Raw genomic sequence first — 16,758 nt, forward strand, 5'->3', positions numbered from 1 at the left:
CGACCTCTCCGGCGCACTCGGCGCACCCGGCGCACTCAGCGCGCTCGGCGAACATCAGCCGATCACACGTCCGTTGAGCACGATCGCCCGCGGCGCCGCCAGCACCCGGACGTCCGCCCGCGGGTCCGTCTCGTACACCACCAGGTCGGCTGGAGCGCCCTCCTCCAGGGACGGGCGGCCCAGCCACTCGCGCGCGCCCCAAGCGGTCGCCGACAGTGCCTCCAGCGCGGGGATGCCCGCCTTCACCAGCTCCGCGACCTCCGCGGCGACCAGGCCGTGCGCGAGCGAGCCGCCCGCGTCGGTGCCGACGAAGACCGGGATGCCCGCGTCGTACGCCGCGCGGACCGTGTCGTAGCGGCGCTCGTGCAGCCGGCGCATATGGACCGACCAGCGCGGGAACTTGTCCTCTCCGCCAGCCGCGAGCCGGGGGAACGTCGCGATGTTCACCAGCGTCGGGACGATCGCGACGCCGCGCTCGGCGAAGAGCGGGATGGTGTCCTCGGTGAGGCCGGTGGCGTGCTCGATGCAGTCGATGCCCGCCTCCACGAGGTCGCGCAGCGAGTCCTCGGCGAAGCAGTGCGCGGTGACCCGGGCGCCGAGCCGGTGCGCCTCGGCGATGGCCGCCTCGACCGCGCCGCGGGGCCAGCAGGCACCGAGGTCGCCGCTCTCCCGGTCGAGCCAGTCGCCGACGAGCTTGACCCAGCCGTCGCCGCGCCGCGCCTCATGGGCGACGTACGCGACCAGGTCGTCCGGCTCGATCTCGTGCGCGTAGTTGCGGATGTAACGGCGGGTACGGGCGATGTGCCGGCCGGCCCGGATGATCTTCGGGAGGTCCTCGCGGTCGTCGATCCAGCGGGTGTCGGAGGGCGACCCGGCGTCGCGGATGAGCAGCGTGCCGGCGTCCCGGTCGGTGAGCGCCTGCTTCTCGCTGGTCGCGTCGTCGACCGGACCGTGCTGGTCGAGGCCGACGTGGCAGTGCGCGTCGACCAGGCCCGGCAGTGCCCAGCCCTCGACGGTCGTCACTTCGCGCGCGCCGGCCGGCCGCTCGTACGAGATCAGGCCGCCGACGGCCCAGAGTTCGTCCCGGACCTCCTCGGGGCCCACCAGCACCCGACCCCTCACATGCAGCACAGGCTGATCGCTCATGTGAGGCACTGTACGAGGCCGTGGGTACCCTCGGCTCAGCAGCCCGGACCACCCGCTCGAGTCTGCCCGTAAGGCAATTTCGAAAACCTGGCTGAACGCTTCGAATCGATGAATTCCCGAGAGAAGGAAAAGGGGAAATTCCAAGCAGCTTCCCCGTTCTCGCCTGCCCCCGTTTTCCAACCCTAAACACCCGGATTTCGGCAACGTCCACGGGCATGTGACCGACTCCACATCGAGGGCGATTTGCCCGGATATTACCGGGCAAATCGCCCTTGCCTCACGCCCGCGTGATAACACACCAGGCATTCTCATGTAACCCCTTGGCCGGATGCGATGTGCGAATTCGCTCGGTAAATTCGCACCCCATGACGACCGCAGCGCATATCGACACTCCGAAGGTTGAAGACGGCGCCGCGATGTGGCGAATCGCGCGCGACTCCGTGACCCTGGACCTCAACTCCTCCTACAGCTATCTGCTGTGGTGCCGCGACTTCGCCGCGACCTCCGCGGTGGCACGTCGTGAGGACGGCCGGCCGGTTGGCTTCATCACCGGCTACGTGCGGCCCGAGAGCCCGCAGACCCTGGTCGTGTGGCAGGTCGCCGTGGACCGCGAGCACCGCGGACGCGGCCTGGCCGGCACCCTGCTGGAGGACCTGGCGACGAAGGTCGCCGGCACCCACGGGGTGGACCGGATCGAGACCACGATCACCCCGGACAACGCCGCCTCCGAGCGCCTGTTCACCTCGTACGCCGAGCGCCGCGGCGCATCCGTAAGCCGTGAGGTCCTCTTCGAGGGGGAGCTGTTCCCCGACGGGGAGCACGAGTCGGAGGTGCTGTACCGCATCGGCCCGATCGCCGCCTGACCCCTCTCGACAGCCTGCCGACCCCCGCGCGTGACACCCCCCACGAACAGGAGAATCTGGTGACCATCACCCCGCCCGCCCTCAGCGTCTTCGAGACCCTGGAGTCGGAGGTGCGCAGCTACTGCCGCAGCTGGCCGGCCGTGTTCGACCGTGCGCAGGGCAGCCGCCTCCACGACGAGGACGGCCATACCTACCTCGACTTCTTCGCCGGCGCCGGCTCACTCAACTACGGGCACAACAACCCGGTACTCAAACGCGCCCTGATCGACTACCTGGAGCGCGACGGCATCACGCACGGCCTGGACATGGCCACAACCGCGAAGCGCGCCTTCCTGGAGTCCTTCCAGAACGTGGTGCTGCGCCCGCGCGACCTGCCGTACAAGGTGATGTTCCCGGGCCCGACGGGTACCAACGCCGTCGAGGCGGCGCTCAAGCTGGCCCGCAAGGTCAAGGGGCGCGAGTCGATCGTCTCGTTCACCAACGCCTTCCACGGCATGTCGCTGGGCTCGCTCGCCGTCACCGGCAACGCCTTCAAGCGCGCCGGCGCCGGTATCCCGCTGGTGCACGGCACGCCGATGCCGTTCGACAACTACCTTGACGGCCGGACGCCGGACTTCCTGTGGTTCGAGCGGCTGCTGGAGGACCAGGGCTCCGGGCTCAACCAGCCCGCCGCCGTCATCGTCGAGACGGTGCAGGGCGAGGGCGGCATCAATGTGGCCCGTCCCGAGTGGCTGCGCGCGCTCGCGGACCTGTGCCACCGCCGCGACATGCTGCTGATCGTCGACGACATCCAGATGGGCTGCGGCCGTACCGGCGGGTTCTTCTCCTTCGAGGAGGCGGGCATCACCCCGGACATCGTCACGCTCTCGAAGTCCATCAGCGGCTACGGCCTCCCGATGTCGCTGTGCCTGTTCAAGCCGGAGCTGGACGTGTGGGAGCCCGGCGAGCACAACGGCACCTTCCGCGGCAACAACCCGGCGTTCGTCACCGCCGCGGCCGCGCTCGACGCCTACTGGGCCGACGGGCAGATGGAGAAGCAGACCCTCGCCCGCGGGGAGCAGGTGGAGCAGGCGCTGCTGGCGATCTGCGACGAGCACACCCGCCTCGGCGCGGAGTTCCGGGGCCGCGGCCTGGTGTGGGGCATGGAGTTCACCGACAAGTCCCGGGCGACGGCCGTCTGCGCCCGCGCGTTCGAACTCGGTCTGCTGCTGGAGACCTCCGGCCCGCAGAGCGAGGTGGTGAAGCTGCTGCCGCCGCTCACCATCACCGCCGAGGAGCTGGACGAGGGCCTGCGGATCCTGGCCCGTTCGGTCCGCGAGACCGCGTAACCGGGCGGGGAGCGAAGAGCCAAGAGCGTCAGAGTCAAGAAAGAGAAAGGCAGTAACTCACCGTGATCGTCCGATCGTTCAAGGACATCGAAGGGACCGAGCGCCATGTGAAGGCGGCGTCCGGCACCTGGGAGAGCAAGCGCATCGTGCTCGCCAAGGAGCGGGTCGGATTCTCGCTGCACGAGACCACGCTGTACGCGGGTACCGAGACGTCGATGTGGTACGCGAACCACATCGAGGCCGTCCTGTGCGTGGAGGGCGAGGCCGAACTCACCAACGACGAGACCGGTGAGACGCACTGGATCGAGCCCGGCACCATGTACCTGCTGGACGGTCACGAGCGCCACACCATGCGCCCCAAGACCGACTTCCGCTGCGTCTGCGTCTTCAACCCGCCCGTCACCGGACGGGAGGACCACGACGAGAACGGCGTCTATCCCCTGCTGACCGAGTCCGAGGAGGGCTGATCATGAGCACCGTACTGACCGACCTCTACCCGACCCGTGGTGCCACCGAGGTGACCATGCCCCGCCAGGACCCGGTGGTGTGGCAGGGTCCGGGCACCCCGGGGCCGTTCCGGCCGTCCGAGCTGGCCGGCTTCGAGCGGGACGGTTTCGCCGCCGTGCCCCAGCTGATCAGGCCCGATGAAGTCGAGCTGTACCACGCCGAGTTGGAGCGACTGATCGCCGATCCGGCGGTGCGTGCGGACCAGCGCTCCATCATCGAGCCCAAGTCCCAGGACGTCCGGTCGGTCTTCGAGGTCCACAGGATCAGCGAGGTGTTCGCGAACCTGGTGCGCGACCCGCGCGTGGTGGACCGGGCCCGGCAGATCCTCGGTTCCGACGTGTACGTGCACCAGTCCCGGATCAACGTCAAGCCGGGCTTCGGTGCTTCCGGTTTCTACTGGCACTCCGACTTCGAGACCTGGCACGCCGAGGACGGCCTGCCGAACATGCGGACCGTGTCCGTCTCGATCGCGCTGACCGAGAACCACGACACCAACGGCGGTCTGATGATCATGCCGGGGTCACACAAGACGTTCCTCGGCTGCGCGGGTGAGACGCCGAAGGACAACTACAAGCAGTCGCTGCAGATGCAGGATGCGGGCACCCCGTCCGACGAGGCGCTCACGGCGATGGCGGGACAGCACGGCATCCGGCTGTTCACGGGCAAGGCGGGCTCGGCGACCTGGTTCGACTGCAACTGCATGCACGGTTCGGGCGACAACATCACCCCGTATCCGCGCAGCAACGTCTTCATCGTCTTCAACAGCGTCGAGAACACGGCGGTGGAACCGTTCGCGGCGCCCGTGCGGCGGCCGGACTTCATCGGCGCGCGGGACTTCACCCCCGTCCGGTAGTCCGCTGGTGCACTACGGCCCGGCACTCCCCCGTGGGTGCCGGGCCGCCGTACGTCTTCCTCAGCGCGTCGGGTAGTCGAGGTAGCCCTTGTCGTCACCGCCGAAGAAGGTGGCCGGGTCGGGGGTGTTGTACGGACCCTCGGTCGCGAGCCGGGCCGGCAGGTCCGGGTTGGCCAGGAACAGCGCGCCGAAGGCGACGATGTCCGTGGTGCCGTCCTCGATAAGCCCGAGCGCGTCGTGGCCGGTGGGGCCTTCGCTCAGCGGGTTGAGGATGAAGGTGCCGGCGAACTCCTTGCGCAGGTCGGACACCAGGTCCCGGCTCGCGGGAGACGTCTCGACCAGGTGCAGGTAGGCCAGTCCCAGCGGCTGGAGTTCCTTCACCAGCGCGGTGTAGACCGGCGCCGGCTCGGGCTCGTCGATGTCGTTGTACGGGTTCCCGGGCGAGAGCCGCAGACCCGTACGCTCCGGCCCGATCTCCGCCGCGACGGCCTTCGCCAGCTCGACGGCGTACCGGATCCGGCCCTCGGTCGAGCCGCCCCACGCGTCTGTGCGCAGATTGGTGTTGGGCGCGAGGAACTGGTGGATCAGATAGCCGTTGGCGCCGTGCAGTTCGACCCCGTCGAAACCGGCCTCGATCGCGTTGCGGGCCGCGGCCACGAAGTCGCCGATGGTCTGGCGTACTTCGGCGTCCGACAGCTCGCGCGGCGTGACGAAGTCCTTCGGCCCCTCGTGCGTGTACACCTGCCCCTGCGCGGCGACCGGCGAGACACCGACCGGAACCAGGCCGTCCGGCAGCAGTACCGGGTGGCCGATACGGCCGGTGTGCATGACCTGGGCGAAGATCTTCCCGCCCTTGGCGTGCACGGCGTCGGTGACCTTGCGCCAGGCGGCGATCTGCTCGTCGCTGTGCAGCCCGGGGGTGTCGGGGTATCCCTGGCCGCCCACGGAGGGCTGGATGCCCTCGGTGATGATCAGGCCGGCCGAGGCGCGCTGGGCGTAGTACTCGACGGTGGAGTCGGTCACGGAGAGACCCGGTCCGTAGGCCCTGGAGCGGGTCATCGGGGCCATGGCGATGCGGTTGGAGAGGGCCGTGCCTGCCAGGTCGATCGGGTCGAATGCGGTGGTCATGGAAGCCCCAAAGAATGTGGTCGGCAAAGTATTGGTCGGCCAAGTATCTGCGCCGAGTGCCACTGTAACGCATTGCTTGGCCGACCAAGGTAAAATTCTGGACAGCTGCCCGATCGGCAGTCACCGCACCGCCCCGAGGAGTCCGCCATGACCGGCCCCACCGACGCCAAGGCACCGCAGGACGATCCCGCCTGTACGGGCCTGCCGGGCGCCGCCCGCGGCGGCCCGGTCAGTCATGCCGTGTCGCGGGTGGCCCGGCTGCACCGGATCGCCGCGGGGAAGCAGCTCAGGAAGCTCGGCCTCTACCCCGGCCAGGAGCTGCTGATGATGCGCCTGTGGGAGGCCGGAGCGGTCCGCCAGTCGGATCTCATCAAGGCGCTCGAACTCGATCCCTCGACCGTCACCAAGATGCTCCAGCGTCTGGAGCAGACCGGCCATGTCCGGCGCCGCCCGGACCCCTCGGACCGCCGGGCCGTACTGGTCGAGGCCACCGACGCCAGCTGCACCCTGCTCGCCGACGTCGAGCGCGCCTGGAGCGCGCTGGAGGAACTCACCCTCGCGGGCCTCGACGACGGCGAGCGCCGCGAACTGGCCCGGCTGCTGGCCAAGGTCGAGGGCAACCTCTGCACTGAGACCAGCGGCTGCCCGGACCTGCGCGACGTCCGGTCAGCCGGACCGGACATGCCCTAGTCCTGGGCGTCCTGGTCGGCGAGCACGTCCAGCAGCCGGTCCACATCGGCGGCCGAGTTGTAGAGGTGGAAGGCCGCGCGCCGAAGCGTACGGGCCCCGTGGGCGGCCGCCGCGGCCCGGATCGCGGGCAGGTCGGCGATCCGCCCGTCGGCCGACTGCACCGCGCTGACCGCGATCAGCGCGGTACCCGGACGGACCGACTCGGCCAGCGCCTCCAGCGGCACCAGCCGCACCTTGAGATCGCGGCGCACCACGAACGGGTTGATCACCGAGCTGAAGTCGCCCTCCGCGGCGAGGACTTCGGCCCCCTCCGGCAGCGAGGCGGCGACCAGCCCGACATGGGTGGCCACCGCCGACCCCGTGGACACCCGCGCGGCCGGGACGCCCATCAGCCGGCCGAAGGCCTCTCGCGCGGCGGTCACGGACTCGAAGCTGCCAAGGGCGGCGGGCACGCCGGCCACGGCGTCGTCGGCGAACGCCCGCACCGCCGCGGCGGTGCGCCGCGGCAGCAGCCCGCAGCTCGCGGTGTTCAGGTAGGTCCGGTCGGATGCGAACTCGGTGGCTGCCACGTCATGCAGAGAAATCGGATCCATGCAGCCACTCTGCTGCCTGGCCGACTCCCCGTCCATTGCGAATAATTGGCGGCAACCTCCAAGCACTGCTTATGCATGGCCGCTGACCTGCCCGACCGCCAGCCGCAGCATCACATGGGCGGAGTCCGCGGGCCACGGGGCGTCGGGGTCCGGCTCCCAGCCGTGCCTGGCGTAGAACGCCTGGGCACGAAGGTTGTGCTCGTACACCTCCAGCCGCACGGTACGAACCCCGGCCCGCCGCCACGCCTCGACACAGGCAGTGTGCAGCGCGCCGCCGAGCCCCCGACTCCAGTGGCCGGGGTCGACGTGAAGCTGGGTGAGGGTCATCGCGCCGTCGACCGGGCGGAACGCGGCCACACCCACGACGGTCCCGTCCCGCTCGGCGCAGAGCACGCCGCCGTCACCGCGCGCGACGGCCCGCTGCCAGCCCTCCCGGGTGCGGGCGAGCTCGCCGGGACCGGCGTACCGCTCCTCGGGGATGTGCCCGCGGTAGTACGTGGCACGCGCCCGCGCGTGCAGGGCGGCAATGGCGTCGAGGTCGGCCGGGGTGGCGGTTCTGATCATGCGGGGGGAGACGTCGGCCCCGCGCGGCTGGTTGCACGGCCGTGAATATGCTGGGGCCTTCCAGGTCCGGGCGTTTTTGCGATTTCTGCGTGACAAGAGGGGCGGCAAGGGCGATGACGGCTGCGGATACGGGTGGGGCGCAGGTCAAGTCCGCGGTGCGGACGGTGAAGCTGCTCGAGTACTTCGCCGGCCGGCCCGGCATGCACAGTCTCGCGGCCGTCCAGGAAGCCGTCGGCTACCCCAAGTCCAGCCTCTACATGCTGCTGCGCACCCTGGTCGAGCTGGGCTGGGTGGAGACGGACGGGACGGGCACGCGGTACGGCATCGGGGTGCGCGCGCTGCTGGTCGGCACCTCGTACATCGACGGCGACGAGGTCGTCGCGGCCGCCCGCCCCACCCTGGACCGGCTCTCCGACGACACCACGGAGACCATCCATCTCGCCCGGCTGGACGGTGTGAACGTGGTCTACCTCGCCACCCGCCAGTCCCAGCACTACCTGCGGCCCTTCACCCGGGTCGGCCGCCGGCTGCCCGCGTACTCCACCGCGCTCGGCAAGGCGCTGCTGGCCACCTGCACCGACGAGCAGGTCCGCACCATGCTGCCGGAGACCCTGCACCCGCTGACCGAGCACACCCTCACGGACCGCGAGCAGCTCATCGAGGAACTGCACACGGTCCGCGAGCAGGGCTACGCCGTGGACCGCGAGGAGAACACCCTCGGCCTGCGCTGCTTCGGTCTCGCGATCCCCTACCGCACCCCGGCCCGGGACGCGATCAGCTGTTCGGTGCCGGTGGCCCGGCTGACGCCCGCCCATGAGCAGACGATCAAGGATGCGCTGTTCGACGCGCGCGACCGCCTCACCCTCGCGACCCGGCGGCTCTGAGCGGAGCGCCGCCTCCGCCGCACGGCGGAGGGGGATCGTCGCCGGGCAGGACGTGCGCCGCGGCTCCGCCGGGGAGGCTGGAGCCATGACCCAGCCCGGCGTTTCCCGCCCCCGCCACTCCACCACCGAGCCGCCCGCCACCGCGCCGCCCGCCACCGCGCCGCCCACCCCGGACCCGGCGGCGCCGACTCGCGGCACCGGCGCCGAGCGGCCCCGCAGCACCCGGGTCCGCGCGCTCATGCGCGTCGTCGCCATCGCCTCCTGCGTGCCGTACCTGTCGCTCAAGGCCGCCTGGATCGGCGGCAGCCGCATCGGCATCCCCGACGGCAGTGTGCTGCTGGACAACCGCGCGGTCATGATCGTCGCCAACGGCGTCACCGTCCTCATGGACGCGTGCGTCATCGTCCTCGCGCTGCTGCTCACCCAGGCCTGGGGCCGGCGCACCCCGGCCTGGCTGCTGACGCTTCCCCTGTGGTGCGCGACCGGGCTGCTCGCCCCGATCATGGTCGGCTACCCGCTCCAGCTGCTGGTCCAGGCCTTCGGCGGCAGCGTCGCCATCGCGTCGGACAACAGCCGCGAACCCTTCCTCGACCCCTGGGTCTTCACCGTCGTCTACACCGGTTTCATCGTCCAGGGCGTCGCACTGGGAACGCTGTTCCTGCTGTACGCCCGGGACCGCTGGGGCCACCTCTGGCGCGGCACGGTCCGGGACCTGCCGGACACCAGCCCCACCCGCCCCGCCCAGCAAGCGGCCGCCGTCGCGGCGGCGTTGCTCGCGGTGCTCTCCGGCGTCATGCACCTGCTGGGGGCGTGCGGCGTCACCGCCGGTCTCGGCGAGGCCCGGACCGAGGAGCGGACCAGCGGCTTCTACGCCCTCGAAGCGGTGTACGTGCTCTTCGCCGTCCTCACCGTCGCGGGCGTCCTGATGGTCGCGTTCCGCCGCGGCCGCGCCCTCCCGCTGAAGGCGCCGCTGGCGATGGCCTGGCTGGGTTCCAGTGCCCTGGCCTGCTGGGGCGGCTGGATGCTCACCGCATCCGTGGTCGGCGGCGACGACGCCGCCAACAACCCCACCCAGTTGATGAACCTGACCTACTCTGTGCAGATGATCGCCGGGATGCTCGTCGTCACCATCGGCGCCTACTTCTTCGCGGAGCGGGCCGCGGCGGCCCGGCCGAAACCATGAGGTCGCTGTTCGGGGCGCGGGCCCGGCTGCGCTGGGTCCATCTGGTCCTCGGCGGCGCGTTGTTGATGCCGTACTTCCTCGTCGGCTCGGTCGCGGTGGGGCCGTTCCTGCGGAACCAGAACGTGTTCGCCTCCCTGCGCTTCCAGATGCTCGCGTACGCCGTCGCGCTGCCGCTCGCCGCCGTCAGCGCCCTCTTCCCGCTCACCCGCCCGATGTCCGTGGCGGCCGTCCGCGCCATGTGCGGGGTGCCGGCCGGGCAACTGGCCGACGGGCCCGCCCGGTCCAGGGCCGCCCGGCTGCGGACGTCCGCCTGGTACACGCTGCACGTCGGGCTCGGCGCCCTGGTCAGCGGCATGACCCTCGCGCTGCCGCCGATGGCGGCGGTACTGATCGTGCTGCCGCTCTTCCCCCGGCTGCGCGACCCGGCGCTCGGGCTGCCCGAGTTCTTCGGCACCCCGGCCGGTCTCGTCCTCGCCCCGGTGATCGGGCTCGCGTCGCTGTCGGCCCTGGCGGCCTGCGCCGCGGCCGCCGGCGCCCTGCTGGCCCGGCTGGCACCCGTACTGCTGGGGCCGACGCCCGCGGACCGGCTGGCCGCCGCCGAGGAGCGCGCCGCCGACCTGGCCGTCCGCAACCGGCTCGCCCGCGAACTGCACGACTCGGTGGGCCATGCGCTGAGCGCGGTCAGTCTGCAGGCGAGCGCGGCCCGCCGGGTGCTGGACAGTGACAGCGTCGCCGACCGGGACTTCGTACGGGAGGCGCTGGCCGCGATCGAGGAGACCACGCGGCGCACGGTCGGGGAACTCGACACCGTGCTCGGCCTGTTGCGCGAGGGCGACGAGGCGCGGGAGACCGCTCCGGCCCCCACGCTCGCCGGCGACCTGGCGGGGCTGCTCGCCCGCACCAGGGCGGCGGGAGTGACCATCACCGACCGGACCGGCGAAGGCCTGGCCGCCCTGCCTCCGGTCGTGTCCCGCGAAGCGTACCGGATCGTCCAGGAGGGGCTGAGCAATGCCCTGCGGCACGGCGGAGCGGCACCGGTGGACCTGGACATCGCCGTGACCGGCGAGGAGTTGGAGATCACGATGACCAATCCGCTGACCGCCCGGCCGGCCGCGGCGGCCCGCGCCACCGGTGGCCGAGGCCTGCGCGGCGCGGCCGAACGCGCCGCGCTGCTCGGCGGCCGCACGGAGGCCGGCCCGCGGGACGGTGCCTGGTGCCTGACGGCCCGGCTGCCGATCGGTGGCCCGGCGCTCGGGGGCACGGCCCTCGGCGGCCCGGCGCTCGGGGGCCCGCGATGAGCGGCGTGACGGCCGCCCCGCACGGCGGCGGCATCCGTATCGTGATCGCCGACGACGAGCGGATGGTGCGGACCGCCCTGCGGGTCATCCTCGCCGCCGAACCGGACCTGGAGGTCGTCGGGGAGGCCGCGACGGGCGCCGAGGCGGTGTCGGTGGTGCGGGAGCTGCGCCCGGACATCGTGCTGATGGACGTACGGATGCCGGAGATCGACGGCATCCGGGCCACCGAGCAGATCCTCGGCACACTCCCGGATCCGCCGCGCATCCTCGTCGTCACCACGTTCGAGAACGACTCCTACGTGTACGACGCGCTGCGCGCCGGCGCCGCGGGTTTCCTGCTCAAGCGCGCCAGGCCCGAGGAGCTGACCGGAGCGGTCCGGCTGGTGGCCCGCAGCGACTCGCTGCTGTTCCCGGCCGCGCTCCGGGGCCTGGCCGCCGCGTACGGGAAGCGGCAGGCGGTCGCACCCTGGGTGGCCCGGCTCACCGAGCGGGAGGCCGATGTGCTGCGGCTGATGGCAACGGGCCTGTCCAATGCGGAGATGAGCGGGCGGCTCGGGGTCGGCGCGGCGACGGTGAAGACCCATGTGGCGGCGGTCCTGGCCAAGACCGGCGCCCGGGACCGCACCCAGGCGGTGATCGCCGCGTACGAGTCCGGCTTCATCACCCCGAACCACGACGGGCCGCAGATGAGTAAATCCTGAGAACCGGGACGGACCGGAACGCCGCCCGGCTGCTGCTCGTCCTTCCGGTGGGATGAACAAGACGATCAGGCGCGCTTCGGTCTTCTCGCTGCTGCTCATACTCGCCCTGCTGGTGCGGGTCACCTGGGTGCAGGCGTACAAGGCCGAGGCCCTCGCAGACGACAAGCACAACCGGCGCAACGCGATCGCGAAGTACGCGCAGCCGCTGGGCAACATCATCGTGGCCGGGGAAGCGGTCACCGGATCGAAGAGGACGGACAGCGGCGACTTCGCGTACAAGCGGACCTACCCGGACGGCGAGCTGTACGCGGCCGTAACCGGCTTCAGCTCCCAGGTCTTCGGCGCCACCCAGCTCGAAGGCATCTACCAGGACGTGCTGGACGGCTCCGACAGCCGGCTGAGCAACCCGCTCGACCTGCTCACCGGCGAGCGGGCCGATCCCGGGAACGTGCTCACCACCATCGACCCGGCGGTGCAGCAGGCGGCCTACGAGGCGCTGGGCCGCAAGAAGGGGGCCGCCGTCGCCATGGACCCCGCCACCGGGAAGATCCTCGCGATGGCCAGCACCCCGTCGTACGACCCCTCCACGATCGCCGCGAGTACGGACGGGGACGCCTGGCAGCGGCTGACCGGGGACGAGGACCAGCCGATGCTGAACAGGGCGCTGCGGCAGCCGCTGCCGCCCGGCTCGACATTCAAGCTGGTGGTCGCGGCGGCGGCGCTGGAGGACGGGCTGTACGCGTCCGTGGACACCCCGACGGACAGCCCCGACCCGTACACCCCGTCCGGCACCAGCAGGGTCCTGGTGAACGAGAACAGGTCCGCGCCCTGCGAGAACGCGACGCTGCGCACGGCCCTGCAGTACTCCTGCAACAACGTGTTCGGGAAGCTGGCGGTCGACCTCGGGGAGGACAAGGTCAGGGCGATGGCGGAGAAGTTCGGTTTCAACGACGACAAGCTCGACGTGCCGGTGCGGGCCGCCGAGAGCATCTACCCGTCCGGGATGGACAAGCCGTCCACGGCCTACAGCGGCATCGGCCAGTTCGAGGTCACCGCGACCCCGCTGCAGATGGCGATGGTGTCGGCGGCGATCGCCAACGGCGGCGAGCTGGTGTCCCCGCACATGGTTTCCGAGGTCACCGACGGCGACGGCGGTGTGCTGCAGAGCTTCGAGGATCCGGAGTCGGAGCGGATCGTCAGCGCCTCGACCGCTGAGCAGCTGCGCAGCGCGATGCGGACAGTCGTCGAGGACGGCACCGGCAGCAACGCGAGGATCAGCGGTACGGAGGTCGGCGGCAAGACCGGCACGGCGCAGCACGGCGTGGGCAACAGCAAGACGCCCTACGCCTGGTTCACCTCGTACGCGCAGGGCGACGACGGCAAGCAGGTCGCGGTCGCGGTGATCATCGAGGACTCGGGCGCGGAGCGGTCCGAGGTCAGCGGCAACGGGCTGGCGGCGCCGGTCGCGCAGCAGATGATGGAGGCGGCGCTGAGGTAGGCCGTCGTGCGCGGCGGCCGCTCACCTCACGCCGAGGAGCTGTTCGACGGGGTCGATCGCGAAGTACACCGCGAACAGTGCCGCGGTCCCCCACAGCAGCCAGTGCACCTCTCGGGCCCGGCCCATCACGGTCTTGATGACGACGTACGCGAGGAAGCCCGCGCCGATGCCGTTGGTGATCGAGTAGGTGAAGGGCATCACCGCGATGGTCAGGAACGCCGGGATCGCGACCTCGTACCTCTCCCAGTCGATGTGGCGCACCTGCGTCATCAGCAGGAAGCCGACCACGACGAGGGCCGGGGCCGCCGCCTGGGCCGGGACGACCGTGGCGAGCGGGGTGAGGAAGAGGGCGACGGCGAAGAGGCCGCCGGTGACCAGCGAGGCGAAGCCGGTGCGCGCGCCCTCGCCGACACCGGCCGCGGACTCGATGTACGAGGTGCTGGACGACGCGGAGGCCACGCCGCCGGCGGCGGCCGCCGCGCCGTCGATCAGCAGGACCCGGCCGAGGTTCGGGACCCTGCCGCGCTCGTCGAGCAGACCGGCCTCGTTGGAGACGCCGACGATGGTGCCCATGCTGTCGAAGAAGTCGCTGAGGATGAGCGTGAACACCAGCAGGACGATGGTGATCACACCGACCTGCTCGAACGCGCCGAACAGACTGAACGCGCCGACCAGCCCGAAGTCGGGAGCCGCGATGACACCCTCGGGGACCGCCGGGACGGTCAGGCCCCACGCGAGCGGCTTGATGTCCGCGAGCGCGTTGATGACGATCGCGAGGACGGTCGTGGCGACGATGCTGAGCAGGATCGCGCCCCTCACCTTGCGGGCCACGAGTGCGACGGTGAGCAGTACGCCCAGGCAGAAGACCAGAACCGGCCAGCCGGACAGCTGGCCGGCCGCGCCGAGCTGGACCGGGACGGTGCCGGTGTCGCCGGGGATGCGGGTGGCGAAGCCGGCGTCGATGAAGCCGATGAAGGCGATGAAGAGGCCGATGCCGACGCTGATGGCCTGTTTGAGGGACTGCGGGATGGCCTGCATGATCGCTTCGCGCAGTCCGGTGACGACCAGGACGCAGATCAGCAGCCCTTCGATGACGACCAGGCCCATCGCGTCCGGCCAGCTCATCAGCGGGGCGAGCTGGAAGGCGACGACGGCGTTGAGGCCGAGTCCGGCGGCGAGGGCGAGCGGCAGATTGCCGCCGAGCCCCATGATCGCGGTCATCACCGCGGCCACCAGGGCGGTGGCGGTGACGAGCTGGGGCCCGGACAACTGCGCGCCGAACTTGTCCTCGGCGTTGCCCAGGATGATCGGGTTGAGCACCAGGACGTAGGCCATGGTGAAGAACGTGGCGAAGCCGCCGCGCACCTCACGCACGAAGGTGGAGCCGCGGGCGGTGATCCCGAAGTACCGGTCGACCATGTTCCGGGCCGGTGGGACGACTGGTGGTACCGCGTCCTTGCCCGTGACCTGACCTGACATGGCTCTCCTCGGTGTCTGATTGCGTAACGCATTGGACGTCCCGGCTCCCCCCACCCTTGCCACGATGGACGGATGACTGCCGACACGTCCATCCGAAGGTTCGGACGGCTGGACGAAGGTAAGGGAACGGCAAAGCCGCCTCGGACGTTATCGGGGGCATGACCGCTATGACCCCCGGCTCGAATATCCCGCTGTCCGCCGCCCGCGTGTCGGTGGACGTCGCCGCCCCGGTGCGGCTCGACGTGTCGGGCCTGCTGCTCACCGCCGACGGCAAGGTGCGCACGGACGACGACTTCATCTTCTACAACCAGCCGTCGGGCCCCGGTGTCACCTACCGGTCCGGCGGCGGCACGGCTCCTGACGCGATCGTCGTGGACACGACCGCCGTCCCGCCCGGCATCGAGAAGATCGTGGTCACCGCGAGTCCCGATGCCGCCGGGCAGACCTTCCAGGGCATCGAGCCCACGGCCACCCTCCGCAACGCCGATGACGGCACTGTGCTCGCCACCTTCACCCCGCCGCAGCTGGGCGCCGAGACCGCGCTCGTGGTCGTCGAGGTCTACCTGCGCGGCGGCGCCTGGAAGGCGCGCGCGGTGGGCCAGGGATACGCCGACGGCCTGGCGGGCATCGCCACCGACTTCGGCGTCTCGGTGGAGGAGCCCGCCCCGGCCGCGGCCGCACCGCCCGCACCGGTCCCGGCGGCCCCTGCGCCTGCCCCTGCCCCTGCCCCGGTGGCCTCGGCTCCGGTGCCCCCGCCGGCCCAGGCCGCGACGCCGGCCGCCCCCACCGGGAAGATCAACCTCGACAAGGGAAGGGTCAGCCTCCAGAAGAACCAGACCGTCTCGCTCGTCAAGGGCGGCCGCCCGCTGCTCTCGCAGGTCAAGATGGGCCTCGGCTGGGAACCCGCCTTCCGCGGCAAGGACATCGACCTCGACGCCTCCGTCATCGCGTACGGCCCGCAGCGCAACCACCTCGACAGCTGCTACTTCGGCAAGCTGACCATCCTGAACGGCTCCGTCAAGCACTCCGGGGACAACCTCACGGGTGAGGGCGCGGGGGACGACGAGGTGATCGTCGTGGACCTCGGCCGGCTGCCCGCGGAGGCCACCGGCCTGGTCTTCACGGTCAACTCCTTCTCCGGCCAGAAGTTCACCGAGGTGGCCAAGGCCTACTGCCGGCTGATCGACGCCGGCACCGGCGAGGAGCTGGTCCGCTTCGACCTGACCGGCGCCGAGCCGCAGACCGGCGTGATGATGGCCAAGCTGATCAAGCAGTTCTCCGGCGAATGGGAAATGACGGCGATGGGCGACTTTGTGAAGTCGCGCACGGTCCGCGGCATGGTCAAGCCCGCCGCCCAGGCGCTCTAGGAGGCAGCAGTGCAGGTCAGGCCCGGACCCTGGACGTCCCGTGTGCCGTCCCCAAGAGTGACGGGCAGGCACTCCACGTGACCGACGACACCACCGGATTGCGGTTTGATGTCAGTGCCCGCCCGTAGCCTTGTACGCATGTCCACCATTCCGATGTCCGCCGGTCCCGAGCGCCCTTCCGCCTCCGAGGCGAACGAGGCGATCCGCCGGCTCGTCGAGACGCGGGTGGACGGCGAATGGCCCTCCGAGGAGTACGAAGTGCTGCTCCTGGAGTGGGCGGCCGCCACGGGCAGCCCGATCGAGCGCGCGGCCTGACGCGGCCCGGAGCCTTTCCCGGCCCGGCCGGGCCCATACCGTCCGGCCCCGGACATGACGGCGTCCCGCACCCGATGCGGTCGGGTGCGGGACGTCGTCCCGCTTCCTCAGAGCTTGGTGAGTTTGGCGTAGGGACTCAGGATCCTTCCCTGGCGTCCCGAGAAGTCGATGAGCACCGCGGCATCGCCCTCGACTCCGACGACTCTTCCGAGTCCGAACTGATCATGTGAGACCCGGTCTCCCACCGCGAAGACCTCGATCGGTGGGGCGGCCGGGGCCGGTACGTTGAAGGGACTGGACGGCAGGTGGCGCCGGGCTCCGGCTGACTTAGTCATTACCTTCAGTATGCGCCCCCCGGCCC

General features: G+C 71.0%; 17 protein-coding genes and 1 pseudogene. 12 read left to right on the forward strand and 6 right to left on the reverse strand.

The genetic code is table 11. From position 1 onward, the window contains the following. Nucleotides 1-54: 54 nt before the first annotated feature. Nucleotides 55-1,146, reverse strand: coding sequence for an amidohydrolase family protein (locus ACWV17_RS21280; RefSeq protein WP_455360992.1), 1,092 nt, complete (start codon nucleotides 1,144-1,146; stop codon nucleotides 55-57). A 365-nt stretch (nucleotides 1,147-1,511) separates the two neighbouring features. Between ACWV17_RS21280 and ectA the strand changes: the two genes are divergently transcribed. From ectA to thpD, 4 genes are all read left to right on the forward strand, one after another. Further along, complete coding sequence (gene ectA / locus ACWV17_RS21285; protein WP_455360993.1) at nucleotides 1,512-2,009, forward strand: diaminobutyrate acetyltransferase; 498 nt, start codon at nucleotides 1,512-1,514, stop codon at nucleotides 2,007-2,009. Nucleotides 2,010-2,068: 59 nt separating this feature from the next. Beyond that, nucleotides 2,069-3,337 (forward strand): diaminobutyrate--2-oxoglutarate transaminase, encoded by a 1,269-nt coding sequence (gene ectB, locus ACWV17_RS21290; protein WP_455355845.1) that lies wholly within the window; start codon nucleotides 2,069-2,071, stop codon nucleotides 3,335-3,337. 62 nt (nucleotides 3,338-3,399) lie between these two features. After that, entirely contained in the window at nucleotides 3,400-3,804 is a 405-nt protein-coding gene (locus tag ACWV17_RS21295) for an ectoine synthase (RefSeq protein WP_455355846.1), read from the forward strand. A 2-nt stretch (nucleotides 3,805-3,806) separates the two neighbouring features. Next, on the forward strand, nucleotides 3,807-4,697 hold the full coding sequence (gene thpD / locus ACWV17_RS21300) for an ectoine hydroxylase (protein ID WP_455360994.1): 891 nt from the start codon (nucleotides 3,807-3,809) through the stop codon (nucleotides 4,695-4,697). Between the two features lie 60 nt (nucleotides 4,698-4,757). Here the strand turns inward: thpD and ACWV17_RS21305 are convergent, their stop codons facing one another. Then, complete coding sequence (locus ACWV17_RS21305; RefSeq protein WP_455360995.1) at nucleotides 4,758-5,825, reverse strand: alkene reductase; 1,068 nt, start codon at nucleotides 5,823-5,825, stop codon at nucleotides 4,758-4,760. Nucleotides 5,826-5,972: 147 nt separating this feature from the next. Here ACWV17_RS21305 and ACWV17_RS21310 point away from each other — a divergent pair, with 147 nt between their 5' ends. Next, nucleotides 5,973-6,515: a MarR family winged helix-turn-helix transcriptional regulator gene (locus ACWV17_RS21310; RefSeq protein WP_455360996.1), complete on the forward strand. Its 543-nt coding sequence runs from the start codon at nucleotides 5,973-5,975 to the stop codon at nucleotides 6,513-6,515. Between the two features lie 83 nt (nucleotides 6,516-6,598). Here the strand turns inward: ACWV17_RS21310 and ACWV17_RS21315 are convergent. Beyond that, nucleotides 6,599-7,144, reverse strand: a pseudogene (locus tag ACWV17_RS21315) (aminotransferase class V-fold PLP-dependent enzyme); the annotation flags it as partial. 33 nt (nucleotides 7,145-7,177) lie between these two features. After that, the gene (locus tag ACWV17_RS21320) at nucleotides 7,178-7,672 is read right to left on the reverse strand and encodes an N-acetyltransferase family protein (RefSeq protein ID WP_455360997.1); all 495 of its coding nucleotides are present in this window, start codon (nucleotides 7,670-7,672) and stop codon (nucleotides 7,178-7,180) included. A gap of 113 nt (nucleotides 7,673-7,785) precedes the next feature. Between ACWV17_RS21320 and ACWV17_RS21325 the strand changes: the two genes are divergently transcribed. The 5 genes from ACWV17_RS21325 to ACWV17_RS21345 all read left to right on the forward strand — a co-directional run bounded on the left by ACWV17_RS21325 (nucleotide 7,786) and on the right by ACWV17_RS21345 (nucleotide 13,236). Then, entirely contained in the window at nucleotides 7,786-8,556 is a 771-nt protein-coding gene (locus tag ACWV17_RS21325; protein WP_455355852.1) for an IclR family transcriptional regulator, read from the forward strand. Nucleotides 8,557-8,641: 85 nt separating this feature from the next. Further along, complete coding sequence (locus ACWV17_RS21330; protein ID WP_455360998.1) at nucleotides 8,642-9,739, forward strand: hypothetical protein; 1,098 nt, start codon at nucleotides 8,642-8,644, stop codon at nucleotides 9,737-9,739. After that, nucleotides 9,736-11,037 (forward strand): sensor histidine kinase, encoded by a 1,302-nt coding sequence (locus tag ACWV17_RS21335; RefSeq protein ID WP_455360999.1) that lies wholly within the window; start codon nucleotides 9,736-9,738, stop codon nucleotides 11,035-11,037. Before ACWV17_RS21330 ends, ACWV17_RS21335 begins: the two co-directional genes overlap by 4 nt. Continuing rightward, nucleotides 11,034-11,738, forward strand: coding sequence for a response regulator (locus ACWV17_RS21340; RefSeq protein WP_455361000.1), 705 nt, complete (start codon nucleotides 11,034-11,036; stop codon nucleotides 11,736-11,738). The genes ACWV17_RS21335 and ACWV17_RS21340 overlap by 4 nt, the downstream gene beginning before the upstream one ends. 52 nt (nucleotides 11,739-11,790) lie before the next feature. Next, a complete protein-coding gene (locus ACWV17_RS21345; RefSeq protein ID WP_455361001.1) occupies nucleotides 11,791-13,236 on the forward strand; it encodes a peptidoglycan D,D-transpeptidase FtsI family protein in 1,446 nt (481 codons plus the stop codon). Between the two features lie 21 nt (nucleotides 13,237-13,257). Here the strand turns inward: ACWV17_RS21345 and ACWV17_RS21350 are convergent, their stop codons facing one another. Then, nucleotides 13,258-14,715, reverse strand: a complete 1,458-nt coding sequence (locus ACWV17_RS21350) for an NCS2 family permease (protein ID WP_455361002.1) — start codon at nucleotides 14,713-14,715, stop codon at nucleotides 13,258-13,260. Nucleotides 14,716-14,873: 158 nt separating this feature from the next. Here ACWV17_RS21350 and ACWV17_RS21355 point away from each other — a divergent pair, with 158 nt between their 5' ends. Next, nucleotides 14,874-16,082: a TerD family protein gene (locus ACWV17_RS21355; RefSeq protein WP_455361003.1), complete on the forward strand. Its 1,209-nt coding sequence runs from the start codon at nucleotides 14,874-14,876 to the stop codon at nucleotides 16,080-16,082. Between the two features lie 138 nt (nucleotides 16,083-16,220). Further along, nucleotides 16,221-16,397: a hypothetical protein gene (locus ACWV17_RS21360; protein ID WP_455355862.1), complete on the forward strand. Its 177-nt coding sequence runs from the start codon at nucleotides 16,221-16,223 to the stop codon at nucleotides 16,395-16,397. Between the two features lie 107 nt (nucleotides 16,398-16,504). Here ACWV17_RS21360 and ACWV17_RS21365 read toward each other — a convergent pair whose 3' ends face one another. Then, entirely contained in the window at nucleotides 16,505-16,732 is a 228-nt protein-coding gene (locus ACWV17_RS21365) for a hypothetical protein (RefSeq protein ID WP_455355863.1), read from the reverse strand. Between the last annotated feature and the right edge of the window lie 26 nt (nucleotides 16,733-16,758).

It is taken from the genome of Streptomyces mabaensis, assembly GCF_053763515.1.

What these genes read in the sequence shown, in the direction of transcription:
- ACWV17_RS21280 (WP_455360992.1), bottom strand. Translation starts at nt 1,146, where the DNA reads ATGAGCGATCAGCCTGTGCTGCATGTGAGGGGTCGGGTGCTGGTGGGC.
- ectA (WP_455360993.1), top strand. Translation starts at nt 1,512, where the DNA reads ATGACGACCGCAGCGCATATCGACACTCCGAAGGTTGAAGACGGCGCC.
- thpD (WP_455360994.1), top strand. Translation starts at nt 3,807, where the DNA reads ATGAGCACCGTACTGACCGACCTCTACCCGACCCGTGGTGCCACCGAG.
- ACWV17_RS21305 (WP_455360995.1), bottom strand. Translation starts at nt 5,825, where the DNA reads ATGACCACCGCATTCGACCCGATCGACCTGGCAGGCACGGCCCTCTCC.
- ACWV17_RS21310 (WP_455360996.1), top strand. Translation starts at nt 5,973, where the DNA reads ATGACCGGCCCCACCGACGCCAAGGCACCGCAGGACGATCCCGCCTGT.
- ACWV17_RS21320 (WP_455360997.1), bottom strand. Translation starts at nt 7,672, where the DNA reads ATGATCAGAACCGCCACCCCGGCCGACCTCGACGCCATTGCCGCCCTG.
- ACWV17_RS21325 (WP_455355852.1), top strand. Translation starts at nt 7,786, where the DNA reads ATGACGGCTGCGGATACGGGTGGGGCGCAGGTCAAGTCCGCGGTGCGG.
- ACWV17_RS21330 (WP_455360998.1), top strand. Translation starts at nt 8,642, where the DNA reads ATGACCCAGCCCGGCGTTTCCCGCCCCCGCCACTCCACCACCGAGCCG.
- ACWV17_RS21335 (WP_455360999.1), top strand. Translation starts at nt 9,736, where the DNA reads ATGAGGTCGCTGTTCGGGGCGCGGGCCCGGCTGCGCTGGGTCCATCTG.
- ACWV17_RS21340 (WP_455361000.1), top strand. Translation starts at nt 11,034, where the DNA reads ATGAGCGGCGTGACGGCCGCCCCGCACGGCGGCGGCATCCGTATCGTG.
- ACWV17_RS21345 (WP_455361001.1), top strand. Translation starts at nt 11,791, where the DNA reads ATGAACAAGACGATCAGGCGCGCTTCGGTCTTCTCGCTGCTGCTCATA.
- ACWV17_RS21350 (WP_455361002.1), bottom strand. Translation starts at nt 14,715, where the DNA reads ATGTCAGGTCAGGTCACGGGCAAGGACGCGGTACCACCAGTCGTCCCA.
- ACWV17_RS21355 (WP_455361003.1), top strand. Translation starts at nt 14,874, where the DNA reads ATGACCGCTATGACCCCCGGCTCGAATATCCCGCTGTCCGCCGCCCGC.
- ACWV17_RS21360 (WP_455355862.1), top strand. Translation starts at nt 16,221, where the DNA reads ATGTCCACCATTCCGATGTCCGCCGGTCCCGAGCGCCCTTCCGCCTCC.
- ACWV17_RS21365 (WP_455355863.1), bottom strand. Translation starts at nt 16,732, where the DNA reads ATGACTAAGTCAGCCGGAGCCCGGCGCCACCTGCCGTCCAGTCCCTTC.